Raw genomic sequence first — 22,339 nt, forward strand, 5'->3', positions numbered from 1 at the left:
TTTGAACAAATTATAGGAATAAATCCATTTTATGGAATATTTCCTATAAATGATATTATTTTATACTTTTGTTGTAAATAAATTAACTAATGGAAGATAGAATATTCTCCGTTGTCGATGTAGAAACTACAGGCGGTGGAATGCGAGGTAATAGGATAACTGAAATTTGTATTGTCATCCTGCAAAATGGTGAAATTTTAGATAAGTACACCACACTTATAAATCCTGAAAAGATAATTCCTCACCATATTACAGCGTTAACAGGCATATCCAATGAAACGGTGGAAAGTGCACCATTGTTTTACGAAGTAGCTGAAAAAATTCAAACTATTACTGAAAATGCCATTTTCGTTGCCCACAATGTCCATTTCGATTATAATGTATTGCGAAATGAATTTCGTCGATTGGGAATGGACTTTGACCGAAAGAAGCTTTGTACGGTTCGGTTGTCAAGAAAATTAATTCCCCATCTTTTAAGTTATAACTTGGGTCGCATTTGCAGCTCCATCAATATACCCATTGAAAACAGACATAGGGCAGAAGGAGATACCGATGCTACGGTAATTTTATTTCAAAGATTGATGAGTTTGGATGAAAACTATGAAGTTTTCAATCAATTTTTGAACCCCAGATCAAAGGAAGCTTCTTTACCACCGCACTTAAATTCAAAACAGATATTGGATTTGCCCAGTTCAGCAGGAATCTATCTTTTTAAGAATAAAGATCAGAAGGTTATTTATGTGGGAAAAGCGAAAAACATTAAGAAAAGGGTATTGTCTCATATCTATAATAAAAAGAATAAGGGATATTTAATGTGCCAAGAGACTTTTTTTATTGAACATGAAGAAACTGGGAATGAACTTACCGCGCTCTTATTGGAATCGGAATTAATCAAGAAATATTATCCCAAATTCAACCGAGCGCAAAAAAGACCACAAAGCTCTTATGAAATCATTTCATATAAAAATCAACGGAACATCATCCAATTAGCCATCACCAAAACGAAAGCTGCAAATGATTCTTTAATGACATTTTATAATAGAACACTGGCGCGCGAACGATTGGAATATTTATGTGAGACATATAAACTATGTCCTCGTTATTGTAGCTTGCAAAGTAATGTGGAGGTATGTTCACACTATAAAATAAATAAATGTGAAGGTATTTGTGATGGGACGGAAGAAATAGAGGATTATAACAAAAAGGTGGGTGCAGCTATAGAACACTTAATTGATGATAAACCCACCTATATTATTTATGGCAACGGAAGAAATAGCAACGAAAAATCCATTGTGCTTGTAAAAGAGGGAAGATATCGGGGCTTTGGTTTTGTGGATGAAAGTGAAGGTTTTTCCAATGTAGAAGAAATAGAGAACTTTCTTTCTCCCAGGCATCATACGTATCATACCAGTCAAATTATTAGAAGTTACTTCAAAAAAAATCCAAATAAGAATGTAGTTCATTTTGAAAAGGAGGTGCTGAGTGAATAAATCGATTTTACATTTGGATCTCGACACATTCTTTGTGTCCGTAGAAAGACTGTTGGATTCAAAACTCAATAAAAAACCAGTTCTTGTTGGAGGAACCGGGGATAGGGGAGTGGTTGCAGCCTGTAGCTATGAAACCCGTCGTTTTGGTGTGCATTCGGGGATGGCCATGAAAATGGCTAGACAGTTGTGTCCTCAGGCAATTGTGATTCGTGGAGATGCTGGGACTTATATGAAATATTCCGATATGGTTACTGATATCATTAAAAATGAAGTTCCCGTATTTGAGAAAACAAGTGTTGATGAGTTTTATGCAGACTTAACCGGGATGGATCGTTTTTTTGGAAATTATAAATTTTCAAAGCAAATACGAGAAACAGTTATTAAAGAAACAGGATTGCCTATATCTTTCGGGTTGTCCCAAAATAAAGTGGTTTCAAAAGTTGCCACTGGCGAAGCCAAACCCAATAATCAGATAAAAATAGATATTGGTTTTGAGAAAGAATTTTTAGCCCCTTTGTCCATACGGAAGATTCCGATGGTAGGTAAGGTAACTGCCCAAAAACTAAGAAACCTAGGTGTTCATCATATAAAAACATTGCAGGAAATGCCTTTAGAAATGGTTGTTTCAGTATTGGGTAAAAATGGTAGAATCATATGGAATAGAGCTAATGGAATTGACAGCTCGCCCGTAATTCAGTATAATGAAAGAAAGTCAATTTCCAACGAGCGTACTTTTAATAAGGATACTATTGATGTTAAAAAGATTGAGTCCTGTCTAAGTGCCATGGGTGAAAACTTAGCCTATCAATTACGACAAGGAAATAAATTGACCTCTTGTGTTTCGGTAAAGATAAGGTATTCAGATTTCAGTACGTATTCCAAACAAATGAAAATCCCATATACCAGTGCGGATCATATTCTTATTCCGTTAATTCACGACCTATTTAAAAAACTGTACAATAGAAGAATATTGATACGATTGATAGGCGTCAATTTCTCCCATCTTGTCAGCGGTCATTATCAAATTGATCTCTTTGATGATAATTTAAAAAGACTGAATTTATATGCTTCCTTAGACAATATACGTAATCGATATGGCAGTAATACGGTGATGCGCGCCTCTACCATGGATGTTAAATCAATTCGAAGCAACCGGAACCCGTTTAATGGGGAACCTCCAATTTTGTTGGCTCATAGAAAACAATAATGTACACGAATTGTCACACATATTATTCGCTTCGTTATGGCACTTTTTCTGAAATTGAACTTTTGGAATTAGCACAACAGAAAAATATTAAACAATTGGCATTGACCGATATTAATTCTACATCGGCTTGCTTGAGCATTATAAAAAATGCTCCAAATTATAATATTGATGTTTCGGTTGGGGTAGATTTTAGAAATGGTACAAAACAACAATACGTAGTCATTGCCAAAGATAATATTGGGTTTCAAAATATCAATGAGTTTTTGACCACGCACCTTCATAGAAAAGAAGAGTTTCCAGAACTATGTCCGAACCTTAAAAATTGTTTTGTTATATACCCTTTTGAGAAGGTATTAGAATTAGAGAAGAAAAAATTTTCTGCGAACGAGTTTATAGGGATATCTATTGTTTCTTTGCGGAAACTATTGTTCTCTCGTTACAAGCACTATAATAATTTAATAATTCAACAACCTGTATCCTTTAGAAACCAAAATGATTATAATGCGCATCGGTTGCTACGGGCTATCGATTTAAACATTTTATTGAGCAAATTGCCAGAAACGGAACAAGGCTCAAAAACAGACAAAATGGTTTCAAAAGATGAGTTGCTTTCTATTTTTGAACCGTTTCCCAAAGCAATAGAAAACACCGTCTATCTTTTTGAAAACTCCAATGTTCATTTTTCATTCAATAACAATCGGGAAAACCAAAATCAACAATGCTACTTAGCTAGTAAACAAGAAGACTATACCTACTTGCGAAAATTGGTTTTCGACAATGTAGCGTATCGATATCCCGAGGCAGGTGACACCGTATTTCAAAGAATAGAGAAGGAGTTGAAGGCCATAAAAGAAATGGATTTCGTTTCTTATTTTTTAATAAACTGGGATTTACTCCAATATGCAAAATCCAAGAACTATCCATATATAGGGCGGGGTAGTGGCGCAAACAGCATTGTAGCGTATATTATTGGCATTACTAATGTAGACCCTATAGAATTAGATCTTTATTTCGAACGCTTTATAAATGTATATAGATCGTCCCCACCCGATTTCGATCTTGATTTCTCATGGCGGGATAGGGATGATATAACCCATTATATTTTTAATCGATTTAAAAATACAGCCCTAATGGGTACCTATGTTACCTTTAAATTTAGAGCTGTCGTTCGTGAATTGGGAAAAGTATTTGGGTTGCCAAAAGCAGAGATTGACAGTTTTTTAAAGGGAAATAATACCGATACCAAAAATGATGAGTACATTCAATTAATTGTCAAATACGGAAAACTTATTCAGGGATTTCCTAATTATTTGAGTGTTCATTCGGGTGGGATATTAATCACCAAAAAACCAATCAATTACTATACAGCTACCTTTATGCCTCCTAAAGGTTTTCAGACTGTTCAAATTGATATGAACATTGCTGAAGATGTGGGTATCTTTAAATTCGACATTTTAGCGCAACGAGGACTTTCAAAAATTAAAGAATGTTTGGAGATTATTAACTATAATCAACCAGACGTTAAAGTGGCCGATATGGATACGGTATCCAAATTTAAGTCGGATCCTGCTATAAACAATATGCTGAAAACTGGTGATTGTATGGGGGTTTTTTATGTAGAGTCACCCGCCATGCGGGCTTTAATGACCAAATTAGAAACCCAAGATTACCTCGGACTGGTGGCTGCCAGCTCCATTATCCGTCCCGGAGTGACCAATGGAGGTATGAAAGACGAATATATAATTAGGCATAAATTTCCTGAAAAACGCAAGAACGGACATCCTGTTCTACTAGAGATTTTAAAAGAAACCTATGGTGTGATGGTTTACCAAGAGGATGTCTTAAAAGTTGCACATTATTTTGCAGGTTTGGATTTGGGCGAAGCCGATATCCTACGCCGCGGCATGAGCGGTAAGTCCCGATCCAATAAAGAAATTAGAGCAATTGAAAAGAAGTTTAAGGATAATTGTATTAAAAAAGGATACTCTAAAAAATTAATCGAGGAAATTTGGGATCAGGTAAGTGCTTTTGCAGGATATGCTTTTGCTAAGGGACATTCTGCTTCTTATGCTGTTGAGAGCTACCAAAGCCTTTATCTTAAAAAATATTTCCCCCTTGAATTTATGGTAGCTGTATTAAACAACGGGGGTGGTTTTTATTCCATTGAAACATATGTTCAAGAAATAAAAATGCATGGAGGTATTGTTGAAAAACCTTGTATTAATAATAGTTTTTCAGAAACAATAATCCAAAACAAAACTATTTATTTAGGCTTTCAATTAATTAAGGATTTAGAGGTTAAAGCCATTATAAAAGTTTTAGAGTCGCGAAGTACCTTTGGCATTTTTGAAAGTTTTGATGATTTCATTGAGAGGGTTCCCATAAGCCTAGAACAGTTAATCATTTTGATTAGAATAGATGCTTTTCGGTTTACAAGGTTGGATAAACATCAAATCATGTGGGAAGCGCATTTAAAAGTCTTAAAGAAAACAAGCGATGTTTCTGCACCAAAACTCTTCCAATCTAGATCTATTAGTTTTAAATTGCCTGAAATTACCACAAATAACCTAATAGATGCTTATGACGAGATGGAGTTAATAGGTTTTCCATTAAATGGATATTTCAATTTAATTGAAAAAGATGTTGTAAAGAATATTTTAGCCAAGGACATTCCGCTATTTGAGAATAAGCAAATAACTATTTTTGGTAAATTGATTACTTTAAAAGGAACCAATACTGCTAAAGGTGATCGGATGAATTTTGGAACCTTTATTGATTTTAAGGGGACTATTTTTGATACTGTTCATTTTCCGAACATAGCACAAAAATATACGGTACGCGCTAATGGAGTTTATTTAATAACAGGTAAAGTTGTTAATGACTTAGGATATTATTCTGTTGTAGTTGACTTTATAAAATTTCAAAAACTATTGCCAGATCCAAGGCTTTCCAATGTGAATAATTCTGATAAAAATATGTTTATTTAAACTGATTGATGTGTAATAATAAAGATTTTGAGACTTCGCATATTGATAAATAAAGAATCACTATATTGCTTTAGGCTTTGATACAGAGACTATGAGAAAAAAATAATTTGTAAAATGTTGTACACTTTTGTTATACACCAAAAACAAAAAACCCTGTAAATCAAAGACTTACAGGGAATTTATGTGGTACCTCCAGGAATCGAACCAGGGACACACGGATTTTCAGTCCGTTGCTCTACCAACTGAGCTAAGGTACCTGCTTAAAGCGGGTGCAAATATAGAACGTTATTTATTTTTTGCAAAACATAAAGATAAAAAATATTAGATTTTTTTTCAATTTAATATCACCTTAACAAACTTATGTCGTTTCAATGTTTATTTTTACGCTTTTATAATAAGAATGAATCTAGTTGTTGACGTAGGGAATACCTTAATCAAACTTGCCATTTTTGAAGGCGAAGAGTTTTTAAGTAAAAAAGTGAATATTAAGGGAGATTTTCTTGAAACTATTTCAGAAATAAAAAAAAAGTATCCTCAAATAACCCATTGTATTGTTTCTAGTGTTGGGAAAATAAGTGAAACACATTTGGCAAAGCTTAAAAAAGAGTATACCGTTTTACTTTTAACGCACAGCACAAAAATTCCTTTTCAAAATAACTATGCAACACCTGAAACCCTAGGTGTAGATCGCATAGCTTTAATAAGTGCTGCAGCTGTTGAGTATCCTCAAAAAAATGTATTGGTAATTGATGCGGGTACGTGTGTAACGTATGATTTTATTTCAAAAACAAATACCTACGAGGGCGGTGCAATTTCGCCAGGATTGCAAATGCGCTATAAAGCCATGCATACGTTTACCGAAAAACTACCGTTATTGGAATCAGAACCTATTGATAAATTAATTGGAAACACCACTATAACTAGTTTGCATAGTGGTGCATTAAATGGAATTGTTTTTGAAATTGACGGTTTTATTACCCATTACAAAAAAACTTTCAAGAATTTAACAGTTATTTTAACAGGTGGAGATATACATTTTTTGCGAGATCGCTTAAAAAATGACATATTTGCCAACTCAAATTTTTTATTTCAAGGGTTAAATCACATTTTAGAACTTAATAAACATTGATGTTGAAACGAATTATAGTAACAGTTTTAGTACTATTGATAACAAGTGTTGCTTTAGCACAAGAGGGGACAACGTCCCCCTATTCATTTTATGGCATAGGCTCACTAAAGTTTAAAGGAACTGTTGAAAATAGAATGATGGGTGGAATAGGTGTGTATTCAGATAGTATTCACCTTAATCTACAAAACCCTGCAGGAGTTGCCGAATTAAAACTTATTAACTTTACAGTTGGTGCTAATCACAGTCAAAATACGTTAAAAACAGATTCAGATTCGCAAAACGCTTCTACAACCTCATTAAACTATTTAGCATTAGGAATTCCTATGAATAAGTTTGGTTTGAGTTTTGGATTGATACCATACACTTCAGTAGGATATCAATTGCAAACTGAAAGTCAAGTAGAAACAGGAAGATCTATTACAAGATACACCGGAACTGGAGGGATAAACAAAGCTTTTTTAACACTTGCATATCAAGTTACACCCGAACTAAGTTTTGGGGTTGATGCAAATTATAACTTCGGAAACATAGAAAACAAAGCACTAAGCGCTCAAGAAGACGTTGAGTTTTCTACCAGAGAAGTTAATAAGTCTGATATTTTAGGATTTAGTTTCAATTTTGGAGCTAGATATAAAACTATGGTTTCAGAAAATCTAGAACTTGCAACGTCTGTAACGTATACACCTGAAACAGATTTCAATTCTGAAAACACCCGAACTTTGGCAACCATAGCATTTACAGGAGATGGAGCCGAAAATGTAGTAGACCTTAGAAATATATCGGTAGCAGATACAGATTTTACTTTTCCTTCTCAACTTACACTAGGAGCGGGAATAGGAGAGCCTAAAAAGTGGTTTGTTGGTGCAGAATATACCAATCAAAAAACCAGCAATTTTACCAATAGGACGTTTACACTTGAGAATGTAACATTTAATGATGCATCAAAGTACAGATTGGGAGGTTTTTATATACCTAATTACAATGGTTACGGCAGCTACTGGAAACGTGTTGTGTTTAGAGCTGGTATGCGCTATGAAGGCACAGGAATCAACGTAAATGGAGAAGATATAGATGAGTTTGGCATATCTTTTGGAGTAGGATTACCTGTAGGAAGAACTTTTTCCAATATTAACCTTGGAGTTGAGGTAGGAAGACGCGGAACAAAGGATGCCGGTCTTATTCAGGAAAACTTCTTTAATGCATTTATAAGTCTATCATTAAATGATAGATGGTTTCAAAAAAGATTGATTGATTAATTATTAAACACTAAACTATAACTATGAAAACGAAAGCGATTTTAATTTTAACGGCTTTAACCTTATTGGTTGGTGGTAAGAGTTTCGCTCAAATGGACGATTGTCAACTTAACTTGTCTTTGTTTGTTGAGCCGGCCAAAGCTAAAAACTACGAGGCTGCATTGCCTTATTATGAAAAACTTATAAAAGATTGTCCAAATTATAATTTGGCAACATATCAATATGCCGAAAAAATGTTTAAGCATTTTATCGACCAAGGAGATAAATCAAAAATCAATGACTTAATTAAGTCTTATAACTTGAGATTAGAAAATTTCCCTGCAAAAACGAAACAAGGTGAAGTATTGCAAGATATAGCTAAACTTAAGTACGAAAATGAAATAGGTACAAAGCAAGAGCAGTTTGATGCTTTTAACGAAGCTTTTACAAAACACGAAGAAGACTTTACAAGTCCTAAAGCTTTATATGCTTATTTTTCATTAGCTGTAGATTTGTATGACGAAGGTAAAAAAGACATTCAAGAAGTTTTTGACCTATATGATTCTGTTACAGCAAAAATTGAAAAAGAAGAAAATGCCTTGGCAGAAAAGCTTACCAAGTATATGGATAAGCAAGATGAAGGAAACGATCTTTCTTCAAAGGAGAAAAGATATATGGGTGCTTATGAAAATAACCTAAAAGCTTATGGTCAAGTAAAAGGTAGTGTAAATGGTAAGTTAGGTATTCTTGCAGATTGTGATAACTTGATTCCGTTATATGAAAAAGATTTTGATTCAAATAAGGAAGATGTAAACTGGTTAAAACGTGCAGCTGGACGTTTAAGTGCGAAGGACTGTGAAACACCACTTTTCTTCAAGCTTGTACAACAGTTACACAACCTTGAGCCTTCTGCAAAATCTGCATATTACTTAGGCCAATTGGCAGATCAAGATGGAAAAGCGAGCAAAGCTATGGAATACTATAACGAAGCTGCAGATCTTGAAACTGAACCTGGTGAAAAAGTAAAAATCTATAGAAGAATTGCAGATAACTTCCGTAGAAAAGGAAGCTATAGTCAAGCGAGAACGTATTACAATAAAGTGCTTCAAATAAAACCATCAGACGGAAGATCATACCTACATATTGCAACCATGTATGCTAAAAGTGCAAATAACTGTGGTACCACTCCGTTTCAAAAAAGAGCAATTAACTGGAAAGCAGCAGAGATGGCAGAAAAAGCCGCTCGTGTAGATGCATCTATAGCATCATCTGCAAACGCAGCAGCAAGTAGTTACAGACAGCGTGCTCCTAGTAAGCAAGATATCTTTAGTGAAGGTATGGCCGGAAAAACAGTTACATTTAGCTGTTGGGTTGGCGGTAGCGTTAGAGTTCCTAATTTATAAGGATGATCACTTTCAATCATAGTATTAAAAGCGTGGTAGCAATTGTTATTGCTATCACGTTTTTTTCATGTGAAGGAAATTACAAAAACGTTAAAAAACTTTCCTTAAAAGACCATGAACCATTAGGGATAGGAAAGGAAGTTAACTTAAAATATACAGACTCAGGTAAAGTGGTCACCAATTTAAAAACACCTTTGTTCTTAGATTATTCAAACTTAGAATTTCCTTACAAAGAATTTCCAGATGGAGTTCAAGTTTGGTTTTGGGATAAAGAAAACCAAAAAAGCACAGTAACGTCAGACTATGCTATTCAATATGAAGATACGGGTATAGTAGATTTACGAGAAAATGTGGTATTAGTAACACACGATAGTTTAATATTACGGGCTAATCAATTGTATTGGGATCAAAAAAATCAATGGGTATTTACCAATCAACCCTATCAAATTGAATTTAAAGACGGTTCATATAATGATGGCGCTTGGTTTGATTCTAGCCAAGATTTTACTACATTTCTATCCCGTAAAAATGAAGGAGTACAATTAATAGACACCAAAAAAGAAGAAAAAGATGCACAAGAAAATATTTAGACTTTTTGAATACGTTTACATCGTGATGGCTGTTTTTTCGCTTTATTTGGTATGGACAAATTGGTCTGAAAACCGAACTCGAGCCTATCTATTTGCTTTTTTTGCCGTAGTTGCTATCTTTATGTTTTTCTTTAAGCGTAACTTCCGTAAAAAGATGGAAGAGCGCAATAAAAATCAATAATGGAAATCAGTATACTGGTTATTGTTAGCATGCTTATTCTTTCTGCTTTCTTTTCAGGAATGGAAATAGCATATGTTTCTTCAAATAAAATTCATATTGAAATTGAAAAGAAACAAAATGATTTACTGGCAAAAGTTCTTCAAAGAATAACCCACCGTCCTTCAAAGTTTATCACCACAATGCTCGTAGGTAATAATATTGCCTTGGTTGTATATGGTTTGTTTATGGGTGATTTGCTAATGGAGTTTATTCCCTTGGGAGGTATGACAGGACTTTTGTTGCAAACTGTTATTTCTACATTGGTTATTTTATTAACAGCAGAGTTTTTACCAAAAGTTTTCTTTCAAATCTATGCAAACAAATTAATCAAGGTATTTGCTATACCTGCTTACTTTTTCTATTTACTCTTTTCGGTTATTTCAGAATTTGTAATATGGATATCAGATCTTGTGTTGAAAGTGTTTTTCAAGACAAAGGGAGATACCATCCAGCTTACATTCAGTAAAATGGAACTTGGTAATTACATAAGTGAACAAATGGAAACGGTTGAAACTCACGATGAAGTAGATAGTGAGATTCAAATATTTCAAAATGCACTAGATTTTTCAGAAGTAAAATCGCGTGAAGTAATGGTGCCTCGCACCGAGGTGGTAGGAGTAGATATTAAAACCAGCCCCAAAGAATTAAGCAAACTGTTTACTGAAACAGGGCTTTCAAAAATAATTGTTTATAACCAAAATATAGATGATATTTTGGGCTATGTGCACTCTTTTGAGCTCTTTAAAAAACCAACTACTATAAAAAAGGTTTTAATGCCGGTAATATTTGTTCCAGAAACGATGTTGGCAAAAGATGTGCTTAATATTTTGGCAAAAAAACATAAAAGTATCGCGGTGGTTATTGATGAGTATGGAGGAACCTCAGGAATAATGACTGTTGAAGATATTATTGAAGAGCTTTTTGGTGAGATTGAAGATGAACACGATAGTACCGAGCTTACAGAAGAGGTGCAAGCCGAAGATCACTATAAATTTTCTGCACGTCACGAAGTAGATTACCTGAATGAAACCTATAAGTTTAATCTCCCTGAAAATGAAAACTATGAAACACTGGGAGGTTTGATTGTTCATTACACCGAAGGAATCCCCAACCAAGGTGAAATGGTTGAAATTGAGAACTTTTTATTTAGAATTCTTGACGTTTCAAATACCAAAATAGAAATGGTAGAATTGTTTATAAAAGAAGAAGACTAAGTTTAAAGATTAACCAATAAGGTTTTGTGTTGTTGGTATCGTATCTTCAACGTTTTCAAAGATTAACACAGCAACTTCAATTTTTTTTAACAAAGTTTTTTATTAATGCGTTGAAAATGGTATTTTCGCCCCCTATAAATTTGATTGACAGATGGCAATATTAAACAGTATTAGAAAAAGAGGAATATTCCTTATTTTAATTATAGCATTAGCACTTTTTGCTTTTATTTTAAGTGATATTCTTACAAAAGGGTCTGGACCGGGTAAAGATCAAGATACCGTAGCAATAGTAAACGGAACTGAGATTTCTCGACAAGACTTTATGCAGCAGGTAGAGGCAACGCAACGTAATTTGGGGCCAAATGCAACTACTGCACAAGCTATGAATATGGTTTGGGAGCGTGAGCTAAGAAGCACCCTTCTTGCAGAGCAATATGAAGAGCTAGGGCTTACAGTTGAAAAGGAACAACTTAACAGCGCAATGCGACAGTCGCTAGCAAATAATCCACAGTTTCAAAATGAGTTAGGTGAATATGATGAAGCTTTAGTGCAAAGCTATGTTTCTAGTATTAAAGGTAATCCGCAATTGTACGGTCAATGGCAAGATTATATTAAAAACATTAAAGAAGCGGCGCTTCAAAACATGTACATCAACCTTGTAAGAGGTGGTTTGGCTTCAACATTAGCTGAAGGAAAACAACAATATCATTTTGAAAATGATAAAATCAACATTCAGTATGTTCAAGTGCCGTACACAAAAATAGCAGATGAGGATGTTTCAGTTTCAGAAGAAGAAATCAAGCAATACATATCTGAACATAAAAGTGAATATGAAGTAGATAAGCAAATTGATATTCAATACGTATTTATCGCTGAAGAACCTTCAAGCGAAGATATTCAAGCTGCAAATGATAATGTTGCAGCGTTGATAAACGATAGAGTTGAGCTTAACGACACGATTGTAGGATTTAAAAACACAACAGATGATGAAGGTTTTGTAAACTTAAACTCAGACCAGAGTTATACAGACCGTTGGTATTTTGAGAAAGACCTTCCGCAGCCTATTGCAGATACAATTCCATCGATGAGTAAAGGTGATATTTATGGTCCTTATCAAGTAGGAAATTCACTTAATTTAAGTAAAGTGATAGCTGTAGAACAATTACCAGACTCTGTAAAATCTCGACACATTTTAATACGTTATCAAGGTTTACAAACTGCTTCACAAGATGTTACTCGATCAAAAGAAGCTGCAAAAAAATTAGCAGATAGTCTTTCAACAGTTATCAATAGAGATAAAAGTAAATTTGAAGCATTAGCGGCTCAATTTTCAGAAGACAATTCAAACAAAGATGACGGAGGAGATTTAGGATATGTAGGTCCTGGTCGTATGGTTCCGGCTTTTAACGATTTTATTTTTGACAATAACGAAGGAACGGTAGGTGTGGTTGAAACCAATTTTGGTTTTCACGTAGCTCAAGTTTTAGAACAAAAAAATAGACAGCGAGCTGTAAAAATTGCAACTGTAATTAAGCAAATAGAACCTTCTGAATCTACAATCAATAATGTGTTTTCAAAAGCAACAACTTTTGAAGTTGCTGCAAAAAAAGGTGATTTTGAAAAAGTAGCCGAAGAGCAAAACCTTACAGCTAGACCTGTGAATAAAATTGGCGAATTAGATGCTAATATTCCGGGAGTAGGTAGCAACCGTTCTATTATTACTTGGGGATTTGAAGAAGAAACAAGTGTAGGAGATGTAAAAAGATTCAATACTCCGGGAGGTTATGTAATCGCACAACTTACTCGTAAAAGTCCTAAGGGATTAATGAGTGTTTCTGAAGCATCTTCAAAAGTTACTCCTATTTTAAGAAAGAAGAAAAAAGCTGAAAAAATTCGTCAGTCAATTTCTGGATCAACATTGCAAGATGTGGCATCAAGTCAAAGTGTAACATTACAAACAGCTACAGCGGTAACAATGGCAAATCCTATTATTCCCGGCGCTGGTAGCGAGCCTAAAGTGGTTGGAGCTGCTTTTGGTGAAAAAGCAGGTGAGACAACCGGTTTAATTGATGGAGAGAAAGGTGTTTATAAAGTAAGAGTACTTGCTGTTAATAAAGCACCAGAACTTGATAACTATGCAAGTTATGTAAATCAATTAAATGCTGCAAACAATGCTGTTAACAGTAAAGTGTATCAAGCATTAAAAAAGAAAGCAGATATTGAAGATAATAGAGCTAAGTTTTATTAATACTAAACTTACTCAATAGTATAAAAGCCTTCTCAACTCTAGAGAAGGCTTCTTTTATAATATCATTTCTTTAAATGGAATAATTGTTTGGTAGCCTTTCTTTCTAAAATATTCTTGTTCCTCGATGCCTCCGGTTGCTAAGATAAAATCACCTCCCCAAGCTCCCAAACTCTTTATTACCCTTGGGAAATCTTTAAAAAGATTTTCTTTGACAGTCGGTGTGTTAAGGATGTCAGAAATACAATTTTCATGGCTTTGAAGTATTTTTTCAAAATCTGAAAGTGTGTAGCATAGCAATAATTTTCTGGTAAGATCTGTAATTTTTTCTATACTTTTTAAATCAATACTTTTTTTTCGATATAAGTTGATTCCCTCTTTGCTGTCCTGTTTTTGGTTAAGGTGTACAAAAAATAATTCATCTTTAAAATCCCAAGATAGTGTCACTTGTTGAACAGCATAGGTATTGTTGTTTTTTTTGTAAAATACAGGACTGTCATTTTGAGCGGCTGCAATATCAAAGCCGCTTCCGCCAAAGCTATTCCAGAGCAGTTTAAAGGCATCTACTTGAGCCCATTGTGCAATATTATTAATTAGTGTAGAAGAACTGCCTAGTCCCCAATTGCGTGGAAATGTAAGGTTGTTTTTAACTATTATTCCTTCCTTATTTGTTAAAAAGGATGGATTTAGTTTTCTTGCTTCTTCAAGAATATTGGTAATGGTGTTTGAAAGTTTGTTTTTTAAAACGCTTTCAAAAGTTGATGTCTCAAAAGTGTCTTCGTACCAGAGAATACCATTTTCATCAAAGCTTTGCCAATGTATTCCTTTTGTAGGAACGGTTTCAACCTGTAAAGATTGACCATATTTTGTAGGTAATGCTAATGACATAGCGCCATCTAGCACAACATACTCCCCTGTGAGCAATAGTTTTCCGTTACTGTAAAATGTTTTTTTCAAAATCAAGCGCGAAGTTTTTCTACATATTCAATTACAGCACTATGCGAAACTGTATTTTCTTTAAAATAATTAATAGCTTCATTCTTCTCTATTTCAGAAGCATCTAGTTGATTCAAAATATTCATTAAGTGCATTTTCATGTGCCCTTTTTGTATTCCGGTGGTTACCAAAGAGCGAATGGCTGCAAAGTTTTGAGCTAAGCCGGCTACTGCCACAATCTGCATCAATTGTTTTGCATTTGGGTTTTGTAAAAGTTGTAATGCAAACTTTGTCATTGGGTGCAAAGAAGTGAGACCACCTATGGTACCTATTGCCAATGGGATTTGTATTGAAAATATAAAAGTATCGTTTTCAATGCGAGCATCTGTCAAACTACTGTAGTGGCCATTTTTTAAAGCGTAGGCATGTATTCCTGCTTCTACTGCTCTAAAGTCATTTCCCGTAGCCAAAATCACCGCATCAATACCATTCATAACACCCTTATTGTGAGTAACTGCACGTCTAGGTTCAGCTTTTGCAATTTCTACAGCGCGCACAAATTTTTTAGCAAACTCATTTCCTTTAATGTCTTTTTGATCTAGGTCTTCAATAGGGCAACTCACTTCTGCTTCTACCAAACATTCAGGTACATAATTTGATAGAATGCTCATAACAACTTCGGGTGTGGTGTTATTTGATTTGAATGATGGATGTGATTCTGCTTTTGCTTCAAAAGTTTGCGCAATTTGTTCTAAGCAGCTATTGATAAAGTTTGCGCCCATTGCATCGAGTGTTTCAAAGGTGCAATGCAATTGATAATAACCGTCTAGCGCGTCAGTTTTAGAAATCAATTCAATATCTAAAAGACCGCCCCCGCGTTTTTTCATGTTTTTTTGAATTTCAGAAACGCTTTCAATCAAAATGGTTTTTATTTCTGAAAAGAAAATGATTAGGTCTTGCTCATTTCCGAAGTAATCAAAGTGTATTTGACCATTTTTTTGAGTAGAAAGTACTTTTGCCGTAAAGCCCCCACGAGATAACCAAAATTTGGCAGCATTACTAGCAGCTGCAACTACAGAACTTTCTTCAATAACCATAGGAAGCGCAAGTAGGTCTCCGTTAATTAAAAAATTGGGAGCTACGCCAAATGGCAAGTAGTAATTGCTAATGGTGTTTTCAATAAAATCATCATGTAGCTTTTGTAGCTTGGTGTCTGTATTCCAGTACTTTTGAAGTGTTTGTTTTGCTGTAGGATTGGCACTGAGATAGGTTTGCGTGAGCCAATCAATTTTTTCTGTTTTGGTTTTTTTTGAAAATCCGGTAACGGGCTTTGCCATATTTTTTAAAATTGAATTACAAAGATACTATTTATACAATTGTATGCTTGCGCAAATTTGCCAACAACAAGACCGTATTTAACACAAAAAAGCACCCTAATTTCACTAAAATTTAGTAACATTGGCATAATAAAATTTTAACAGTTTGAAAAAAACAGCATACACCTCATTATTACTGCTTTTTCTTACAGCAGTTTCCTCAATTACAGCACAACAGAAAAACATTACTTTAGAAGACATATGGAGCGGTGAGTTTAGAGCCGAATACCTCAATGGATTACGGTCTCTTGATAATGGTAAAGAATACTCAGTCTTAAACCGAAGCAGGTCTGGTTCTACTATAGATATTTATGATTATAAAACCGGAAAGAAGGTAAAAACCCTTGTAAGTTCAAATACCTTATCAGGGATTGATCAAATCATCTCATATGAGTTTAGCGATGATGAAAGCAAATTGTTATTGGCTACTCGGTTGCAACAAATTTATAGAAGGTCTTCTTTAGGCACCTATTATGTTTATGATATTGACTCTAAAAAGGTGAGCTTGGTTTCAGAAGAACAAATTCAAGAGCCGACTTTTACAAAAGATGGAAGTAAAATTGCCTACGGAAAAGATAATAATTTGTATGTAAAAAACCTTCAAACAGGCGAAACAACTCAAATAACCAAAGACGGTGAAAAAAACAGCATCATTAACGGAATTACAGATTGGGTATATGAAGAAGAGTTTGCATTTGTTAGAGCTTTTGATTGGAACAAAACTGGTAATAAATTGGCCTACATAAAGTTTGATGAAACGGATGTGCCGCGTTTTTCCATGGATGTTTATGGTAAAGAACTTTACCCATCACAACAGGTTTTTAAATATCCAAAAGCAGGAGAGCCAAATGCCAAGGTTTCGCTTCATATTTATGATTTAAGTTCAGGTAAAACCAATAAGATAGACCTTGCCGGTTACAATAGTTATTATATTCCACGTATTAAGTGGACCAATGAAGAAGATATATTAAGCGCACAGTTAACCAACCGTCATCAAAATACAGTCGATTTGGTTTTTGTAGATGCAAAAAATAATAGTACAAAACGTATTCTTCAAGAAAAAGATGACGCTTATGTAGATATTACAGATAACCTTACTTTTTTAAACAATAATAGCTTTATCTGGACAAGCGAAAAAAGTGGTTGGAATCATATTTACCATTATGATAAAACCGGAAAGCTAATCAATCAAGTTACTAACGGAAATTGGGAAGTGACTAACTATTATGGTTTTGACCAAAATACAGGTAGAATTTACTACCAAAGTACTGAAAACGGAAGTATTAACAGAGATGTATATTCTATCTTAGGTTCTGGTAAAAATAAAGTGCGTTTAACAGATAGAACCGGTACAAACAGCGCAGCATTTAGTGCAGACTTTACATATTTTATCAATACATTTCACAATACAGAAAACCCGTATGTGTTTACATTACACAATGCAAAAAATGGTAAATTAATACGGGTAATTGAAGATAACAAAGCACTTAAAACCAAAGTAAGTAGTTACAACCTTTCTGAAAAAGAATTTTCAACCATTTCAGTAAATGGGAATGACTTAAATATGTATACTATTAAACCTAAGGATTTTGACCCAAATAAACAATATCCTTTATTTATGTATCAATATTCAGGACCAGGTTCTCAAAACGTATCTAATAGTTGGAATGGCTCAAACGACTACTGGCATCAAATGTTAGCTCAAGAGGGATACATCATAGTATGTGTAGACGGAAGAGGTACTGGTTTAAAAGGCCGAGACTTTAAAAAAGTAACACAAAAAGAACTAGGTAAATATGAAGTAGAAGATCAAATAGCTGCTGCACAAAAGTTAAGCGAATTGCCATATATCGATGCTTCTAGAACCGGTATTTGGGGTTGGAGCTACGGTGGTTTTATGAGTTCAAATAGTCTGTTTCAAGGAGCAGACACATTTGAAATGGCCATTGCAGTTGCTCCGGTAACAAGCTGGCGATTTTATGACACAATCTATACAGAACGTTATATGACCACACCTCAAGAAAACCCTAGCGGATATGATGAAAATTCACCTATTTCACACGTAGAAAAATTACAAGGAGATTTTTTATTGGTACACGGTAGCGCCGATGATAATGTACACGTTCAAAATACTACACAGCTTATTGAAGCTTTGGTACAAGCCAATAAGCAGTTTGATTGGGCTATTTACCCTGATAAAAACCACGGGATTTACGGCGGAAATACCCGTTTACATCTTTACAACAAAATGACCAACTTTATTAAAGAAAACTTATAAAAGATAACTTAACTAATCCTTTAAGATCATGGCAGAAAATACAATGCAGTATAAAAATCGTAAAGAACTATTTGGACATCCCGTAGGGCTATATATTTTATTCTTTACTGAAATGTGGGAACGTTTTTCCTACTATGGAATGCGTGGAATACTTGTGCTTTACATGGCTGCCTCTGCAACAGCAGTAGATCCTGGTTTAGGGTGGAGCAATAAAGATGCCATTTGGTTGTATGGGTGGTATACTATGTTAGTTTATGTTGCATCAATTCCTGGAGGATGGATTGCAGATAAATTCTTAGGTCAAAAAAAGACAGTTTTATTAGGTGGAATATTACTTTGTTTTGGTCACGGAGTTTTAGCTATACCGCAAGATTGGGCTTTTTATACAGGACTTATACTAATAATATTAGGAGTAGGAGGTTTAAAACCCAATATTTCTACTATGGTTGGAGGCCTTTATCAAGAAGGAGATATAAGAAGAGATAGTGGATTCACTATTTTTTATATAGGTATAAATATTGGTGCTTTCTTAGCGAGTATTACAGTAGGTTTGGTTGCATATTATTATGGTTGGCACTATGGTTTTGGATTAGCAGGAATTGGTATGCTTCTCGGGCAAATAGTTTTCATGTGGGGTCAAAAATATTTAAAAGGTGTTGGTGAGTTTACTGGAGGTGATCAGGTTTCTGAAGCTGAACGAAAAGCTGCTAAGCGGCCTTTGAATAAAGTTGAGAAAGATAGGGTTGTAGTACTTCTTATTTCATTTTTAATTGTTGTTGTATTTTGGGGTGCTTTTGAGCAAGCAGGAGGATTAATGAACTTATATACAGACGCAAAAGTAGATAGGGAAATAGGATTAAGTTGGTTAGAAGAAATACCTGCAGCAGTTTTTCAATCTTTGAATGCAGGGTATATTATTATATTCGGGACTTTAGTTGGAGGGTTTTGGATATGGTGGAAAAAGAAAGGGAAGGAATCGTCTTCATTGTTTAAAATGGCAATCGGAACAATAATCATGGGACTTGGATATGTTTTTATGATGATTGCTTCTAAAGAGGCTAGTGCAGAAGTATTCGGTAAAGCAGCAATGATTTGGATTTTTCTAGCTTATTTATTTCATACATTAGGTGAACTTTGTACATCTCCTGTAGCTTTATCATTCATTACAAAATTAGCACCACTTAAGTATGCTTCAATAATGATGGGTGTATATTTTGCCGCTACTGGTTTTGGAAACAAACTAGCAGGAAGTATTGGAGAATCAGCACAACTTGAACCCTATAAAGGTAGTATGACTGTGTCTAAAGAAGAGGTTTTGCAATATCTATCTAAGGACTCAATAGAAATTAAAGATGATAAAAATAATATTCTTACAGTATATGACTATCCTATAAATGAGGACAAAAACTTTAGTTTAAAGGCAGATGTTTTTATAGAAAAAAATCAGATAGTTTATAAAGAGTTTGATACCGGTGATAAGATTAATAACTTATTTAAACTATCAAATGGTGAAAGTTCGGATGTTGAAAAACTTACTAATACATTAAAAGAGAATAATGTTACTGCCTCAAACCCTTATCACGCAAAATTAGTGTTTGAAAAAGATAAAGATAAGGCTCAGAATATTGCTAATAAAGGTGATGGTAAAGATTACGGAGTGTCATTTGTATTAGAAGAAGAACAAAGTGAACAAGAGTATAAAACTTTTATGTGGCTTACAATTTTCACGGTAAGTTTTGGAATTTTGCTCATTATTTTCCTTAAGAAACTTAAAAAGTTAACTCACGGAGCAGAGGATAATGAACGAGAAATGTTAGAACAAGAAAACTACGAAATTGCAGACGAAAGCATTAACTAACCCTTTTAACATACAATACAAATGAATACAGATGTAGAAAACCTGTTTAAAGACAAGGTAATGGGCCATCCGGCCGGATTATTTGTTCTTTTCTTTACCGAAATGTGGGAGCGCTTTTCCTTTTACGGTATGCGTGTTTTACTTGTAAACTTTTTAACCATGGCAGCAATTGGGTATAATCCCGGTTGGGAATGGACAGCTGCCAATGCAGGAGCCCTTTTTGGTACGTATGCAGGTTTACTATATTTAACCCCTATTCTTGGCGGTATCATTGCCGATAAGCTTACAGGATACCGTTGGGCAGTTGTTATAGGTGCTTTAATCATGACTCTTGGTCATGCAAGTATGGCACTAGAAACCGAAGCCTCACTATATGTTGGTTTGGCACTATTGGTTATTGGTACAGGTTTCTTTAAACCCAATATCACATCAATCATTTCTGAAATGTATAAGAAAAACCCTGAGAAAAAAGACGGTGCATATACCATTTTTTATATGGGAGTAAATGCCGGGGCTTTCTTCGGAATGATGCTATGTGGTTACCTGGCCGAACGTGTTGGATGGTCTTGGGGCTTTGGTTTAGCCGGAATCTTCATGTTGTTAGGAACCTTGCAGTTTTGGCTTTCTAAAAATTTATTCGGAAAAATTGGAGCAAAGCCTACAAAACAACATGAAGTAGAACTTCCTCAAAATATAAATGAAAAAAGCACTGAGCAAGATTTAGAAGATTCTGAAGAAAAACAAAATCCGTTTACTTTACTAGATAAAGTATTAATAGTAATTACATCGCTAATAGGCTTAGGCTATTTGATAAATGACCCCTTATCAAAAATTGGAAATATAAACCTATTTCCTTATGAAGCCTTTGGTATTTCAGGTCAAATAGTAACAGTTTTAATCGGGTTGCTATTGTTTTTGGTGTTGGTGATAAGACGTATTTCAAGATATAGTAAAGTAGTACGAGATAGAATGATTGCCTTTGTGATTTTTGCCTTTTTTACTGTATTCTTTTGGTTGTCATTTGAACAAGGAGCATCATCATTAATTTTGTTTGCACGAGATAATGTTGATCGCGTTTTAAGTGGAAATTCAGCGGTAATTTACAACATAGTAAACATTCTTTTAACTGTTGTTCCGTTGGCAATAATCACCTATGTGTTAATTCTGCTTTGGAAAAAGACTTTCAAAAAAATCCCAGGATCAAATATTGTGTTGGTGATTTGTTTCTTAGGAATGTGGGGTCTTGTAGGATGGATGTTGAACAGAGACCTTTCAACCACAGCGTATGATGTGACTTACAAAGCCGTAGAAGTTCAAAACACAGACGAAGATGGAAATACCACAACAGATTACATTCCTGTAACAGAAGATACCAATCTTAAAACGGGAGTTACGGTTGTAGATAGAGTAACATCAATTTCAGAACCACAAGATTTTGCAGTAGGTTCAACTATAAAAATTATTAATAAGGATAATGAAGGAACCATCTTTGGATACCTTAACGAAGAGAAACTTGCTTTTGCTAAAGAAAACGCAATTGCACAAGGAAGAGACAGTGGTATAGTTGAAGCGACTGTTACCGAGGTAAAAGACAACCAAGTTGAGATTACCGTGTCTTGGTTCAGTATTTTAAACTCTTTCTTTATTATTGCTTTTGCTTCTTTCTTTTCCAAATGGTGGGATAGTAAATACAATCCTTCTGCAGCTGCGAAGTATGCATTAGGTCTTATTATTATGGCAATAGGATTTGGCTTACTTGCTTACGGCTCACACGGTATTACGGACGGTGTAAAAGTGAGTATGATTTGGTTAGTCTTTGCTTATCTTTTCCATACTTTAGGAGAACTATGTTTATCGCCTGTTGGGTTGTCGTACGTTTCAAAACTGGTGCCAGCTAGAATGATTGCACTTATGTTTGGAATGTGGTATTTGGCAATCGCAATAGGAAATAAACTAGCTGCTGTACTAGGAGGTCAAATTGAAAATATAACCGAGCAATATTCATTATCAACCTTCTTTTTAATTTTTACAATTGTACCAGCGGTAGCAGGTGTTTTAGTTTTCGCTTTAAATCCATTACTAAAACGACTAATGCACGGCGTTCGATAATACACACAACAAATTCAAATAAAAAACGTTCCCAATGTGTGGAACGTTTTTTGTTACAATAA

General features: G+C 34.5%; 14 protein-coding genes, 1 tRNA gene and 1 pseudogene. 13 read left to right on the forward strand and 3 right to left on the reverse strand.

Annotation, left to right across the window (positions count from 1 at the left end; genetic code table 11):
* The first annotated feature begins 89 nt into the window (after positions 1-89).
* From INR76_RS06555 to INR76_RS06565, 3 genes are read left to right on the forward strand one after another with little or no spacing between them, the layout of a single operon-like run.
* Positions 90-1,490, forward strand: a complete 1,401-nt coding sequence (locus INR76_RS06555) for an exonuclease domain-containing protein (protein ID WP_223109856.1) — start codon at positions 90-92, stop codon at positions 1,488-1,490.
* On the forward strand, positions 1,483-2,697 hold the full coding sequence (dinB, locus tag INR76_RS06560) for a DNA polymerase IV (RefSeq protein ID WP_223109857.1): 1,215 nt from the start codon (positions 1,483-1,485) through the stop codon (positions 2,695-2,697). Before INR76_RS06555 ends, dinB begins: the two co-directional genes overlap by 8 nt.
* Positions 2,697-5,684, forward strand: coding sequence for a DNA polymerase III subunit alpha (locus INR76_RS06565; RefSeq protein ID WP_223109858.1), 2,988 nt, complete (start codon positions 2,697-2,699; stop codon positions 5,682-5,684). Before dinB ends, INR76_RS06565 begins: the two co-directional genes overlap by 1 nt.
* 184 nt (positions 5,685-5,868) lie before the next feature.
* Here INR76_RS06565 and INR76_RS06570 read toward each other — a convergent pair.
* Positions 5,869-5,941 (reverse strand) — tRNA-Phe (locus INR76_RS06570).
* Positions 5,942-6,084: 143 nt separating this feature from the next.
* On the opposite strand from INR76_RS06570, the gene INR76_RS06575 reads away from it, so the two are divergent.
* The 7 genes from INR76_RS06575 (at position 6,085) to INR76_RS06605 (ending at position 13,723) form a co-directional block, all read left to right on the forward strand.
* Positions 6,085-6,813, forward strand: a complete 729-nt coding sequence (locus INR76_RS06575; protein WP_223109859.1) for a type III pantothenate kinase — start codon at positions 6,085-6,087, stop codon at positions 6,811-6,813.
* Positions 6,813-8,069 (forward strand): OmpP1/FadL family transporter, encoded by a 1,257-nt coding sequence (locus tag INR76_RS06580; protein ID WP_223109860.1) that lies wholly within the window; start codon positions 6,813-6,815, stop codon positions 8,067-8,069. Before INR76_RS06575 ends, INR76_RS06580 begins: the two co-directional genes overlap by 1 nt.
* Before the next feature lie 23 nt (positions 8,070-8,092).
* Entirely contained in the window at positions 8,093-9,451 is a 1,359-nt protein-coding gene (locus tag INR76_RS06585; protein WP_223109861.1) for a hypothetical protein, read from the forward strand.
* Positions 9,452-9,483: 32 nt separating this feature from the next.
* Positions 9,484-10,041, forward strand: a complete 558-nt coding sequence (lptC, locus tag INR76_RS06590; RefSeq protein ID WP_255592878.1) for an LPS export ABC transporter periplasmic protein LptC — start codon at positions 9,484-9,486, stop codon at positions 10,039-10,041.
* Positions 10,022-10,222 carry a hypothetical protein gene (locus INR76_RS06595; RefSeq protein ID WP_223109863.1) on the forward strand — a complete coding sequence of 67 codons (201 nt, stop codon included), beginning with the start codon at positions 10,022-10,024 and terminating at the stop codon, positions 10,220-10,222. Before lptC ends, INR76_RS06595 begins: the two co-directional genes overlap by 20 nt.
* Positions 10,222-11,475 (forward strand): hemolysin family protein, encoded by a 1,254-nt coding sequence (locus INR76_RS06600; RefSeq protein WP_223109864.1) that lies wholly within the window; start codon positions 10,222-10,224, stop codon positions 11,473-11,475. The genes INR76_RS06595 and INR76_RS06600 overlap by 1 nt, the downstream gene beginning before the upstream one ends.
* A gap of 151 nt (positions 11,476-11,626) precedes the next feature.
* Positions 11,627-13,723, forward strand: a complete 2,097-nt coding sequence (locus INR76_RS06605; protein ID WP_223109865.1) for a peptidylprolyl isomerase — start codon at positions 11,627-11,629, stop codon at positions 13,721-13,723.
* A 54-nt stretch (positions 13,724-13,777) separates the two neighbouring features.
* On the opposite strand, the gene INR76_RS06610 is transcribed toward INR76_RS06605, so the two are convergent.
* Entirely contained in the window at positions 13,778-14,677 is a 900-nt protein-coding gene (locus tag INR76_RS06610) for a GYDIA family GHMP kinase (protein ID WP_255592879.1), read from the reverse strand.
* 2 nt (positions 14,678-14,679) lie between these two features.
* Entirely contained in the window at positions 14,680-15,993 is a 1,314-nt protein-coding gene (locus INR76_RS06615; RefSeq protein WP_223109866.1) for a hydroxymethylglutaryl-CoA reductase, degradative, read from the reverse strand.
* 145 nt (positions 15,994-16,138) lie between these two features.
* Between INR76_RS06615 and INR76_RS06620 the strand changes: the two genes are divergently transcribed.
* From INR76_RS06620 to INR76_RS06630, 3 genes and pseudogenes are all read left to right on the forward strand, one after another.
* The gene (locus tag INR76_RS06620; protein WP_223109867.1) at positions 16,139-18,310 is read left to right on the forward strand and encodes a S9 family peptidase; all 2,172 of its coding nucleotides are present in this window, start codon (positions 16,139-16,141) and stop codon (positions 18,308-18,310) included.
* A 28-nt stretch (positions 18,311-18,338) separates the two neighbouring features.
* A pseudogene (locus INR76_RS06625) lies at positions 18,339-19,577 on the forward strand (peptide MFS transporter); the annotation flags it as partial.
* Positions 19,578-20,189: 612 nt separating this feature from the next.
* Positions 20,190-22,277, forward strand: a complete 2,088-nt coding sequence (locus INR76_RS06630; RefSeq protein WP_223109869.1) for a peptide MFS transporter — start codon at positions 20,190-20,192, stop codon at positions 22,275-22,277.
* Positions 22,278-22,339: the final 62 nt, after the last annotated feature.

The organism is Marixanthomonas sp. SCSIO 43207 (assembly GCF_019904255.1).
Taxonomy (GTDB): domain Bacteria; phylum Bacteroidota; class Bacteroidia; order Flavobacteriales; family Flavobacteriaceae; genus Marixanthomonas.

What these genes read in the sequence shown, in the direction of transcription:
- INR76_RS06555 (WP_223109856.1), top strand. Translation starts at nt 90, where the DNA reads ATGGAAGATAGAATATTCTCCGTTGTCGATGTAGAAACTACAGGCGGT.
- INR76_RS06565 (WP_223109858.1), top strand. Translation starts at nt 2,697, where the DNA reads ATGTACACGAATTGTCACACATATTATTCGCTTCGTTATGGCACTTTT.
- INR76_RS06575 (WP_223109859.1), top strand. Translation starts at nt 6,085, where the DNA reads ATGAATCTAGTTGTTGACGTAGGGAATACCTTAATCAAACTTGCCATT.
- INR76_RS06580 (WP_223109860.1), top strand. Translation starts at nt 6,813, where the DNA reads ATGTTGAAACGAATTATAGTAACAGTTTTAGTACTATTGATAACAAGT.
- INR76_RS06585 (WP_223109861.1), top strand. Translation starts at nt 8,093, where the DNA reads ATGAAAACGAAAGCGATTTTAATTTTAACGGCTTTAACCTTATTGGTT.
- INR76_RS06595 (WP_223109863.1), top strand. Translation starts at nt 10,022, where the DNA reads ATGCACAAGAAAATATTTAGACTTTTTGAATACGTTTACATCGTGATG.
- INR76_RS06600 (WP_223109864.1), top strand. Translation starts at nt 10,222, where the DNA reads ATGGAAATCAGTATACTGGTTATTGTTAGCATGCTTATTCTTTCTGCT.
- INR76_RS06605 (WP_223109865.1), top strand. Translation starts at nt 11,627, where the DNA reads ATGGCAATATTAAACAGTATTAGAAAAAGAGGAATATTCCTTATTTTA.
- INR76_RS06615 (WP_223109866.1), bottom strand. Translation starts at nt 15,993, where the DNA reads ATGGCAAAGCCCGTTACCGGATTTTCAAAAAAAACCAAAACAGAAAAA.
- INR76_RS06630 (WP_223109869.1), top strand. Translation starts at nt 20,190, where the DNA reads ATGAATACAGATGTAGAAAACCTGTTTAAAGACAAGGTAATGGGCCAT.